This is a genomic window from Streptomyces lancefieldiae, assembly GCF_031845825.1.
GTDB lineage: Bacteria > Actinomycetota > Actinomycetes > Streptomycetales > Streptomycetaceae > Streptomyces > Streptomyces lancefieldiae.
The window spans coordinates 1-1331 of record NZ_JAVRFH010000216.1 but is presented as its reverse complement, the minus strand read 5'-3'; the positions used below and the strand labels follow the sequence as shown (position 1 = coordinate 1331).

The following is a 1331-nucleotide window of genomic DNA, read 5'->3' as shown; positions in this document are numbered from 1 at the left end:
TGTCCGAGGGGAATGATCGTGGGGTCGGGAAGCCGAATAGACCACCAGCACCACAGCGTCGCGCCCACACGAGGCACGGACACGCTCGTCGCCGAGGCCGCGCCGCTCCCCATTGAGGAGCGGCCGGAGCGCACAGCGGTCCGCATCGTCGACACCACCTCGGCCGATGCTCCGATCCTGCAGACCTACGTGGTCAGCGGCGACGACCACCTGCTGTTCCTGCCGCGCAACCCTGACATCATCCGGGGCCAAGTGACCGACGACCAGGACGCCCTGGTTCAGGTGGGGGCCAGCGTCTCCGACGAGGACGGACGCCACTTCATCGAGGGCGACGTCCGGGTCAGCCGCGGCCCGGACGGCCAACTCCAGGTCAGCCCGGAAAACTTGAGGTGCACCGGCGGCGACATGCACGCCGGCGACGAGGACGGCACCTGCGTTCACCAGGGCGCCATAGCCAACCTGGTTCAGGATCAGCTCGGCTCGAGCGGCCGCTCCGCGGTCGACCGGGCCGCGGCCCAGGAAGTCCTCGACGAAGTTGCGGCCGAGCACGCCGCCTCGATCGCCGCACAGGACCAGGCGCGCGCCGAGCGGGCGGCCCAGCCCGCGGTGCGCTCCTACCTGGAGGACATGGACGCCTTCCAGGAGGCGTACGACCAGGCCCGAGAGCGCCAGCGGGCGGGCGAGCCTCTGGTGCCCTACATGACGGAGAACGCCACGGGCGGCCTCGGCGCCCGTGAGGGCGGCCGCGCGTTCGGTGTCGAGATCGAATTCGACTACCCGGCCTCCATGACGCACTCCGAGCGGCAGGCCGCCAGCCGGCGCATCGCGCGCGAACTCCACGAAGCGGGGATCGCGCCGGACGCCAACGTGAACGGTTGGCATGCCTCGGCGCGCGCGGGCTACACCGACGCACCGAACGCGTGGCGGCTGGAGTACGACAGCACTGTCGCCGGTGAGATCGTCTCGCCCATTCTCTATGACGAGCCGCAGACCTGGAACAACCTGGCGCAGGTGTGCGAGATCGTCCGGCGCAACGGGGGCATCGCCAGTCCGCGAACGGGCGGCCACGTCCACGTCGCGGTCCCCGACTACGACCACACGGTCGAGAACCACAACCAGCTGATCAACACGGTGGCCGGGTACGAGGACGTCATCTACCGGCTCGCCCAGAACCCCGCTGCCGACCGTCATCGAGGGCTGGAGTGGTGCACCCCGAACACCCAGCCGTCGCGCCCGTACACCTCAGTGTCAGCCGTCCAGAGCTACAACAACAGCCATCACATCGGACTGAACTTCCAGTCCGTGCACGGACGGCAGAGTGACCACGCCGA

1 protein-coding gene is annotated in these 1331 nt (G+C 69.4%); it reads left to right on the top strand.

Annotated features, from left to right (window positions below; all coding sequences use genetic code 11):
• Positions 1 to 18: 18 nt before the first annotated feature.
• On the top strand, positions 19 to 1331 hold a 1313-nt coding region (locus RM812_RS41710), incomplete at its 3' end, for an amidoligase family protein (RefSeq protein WP_311586165.1).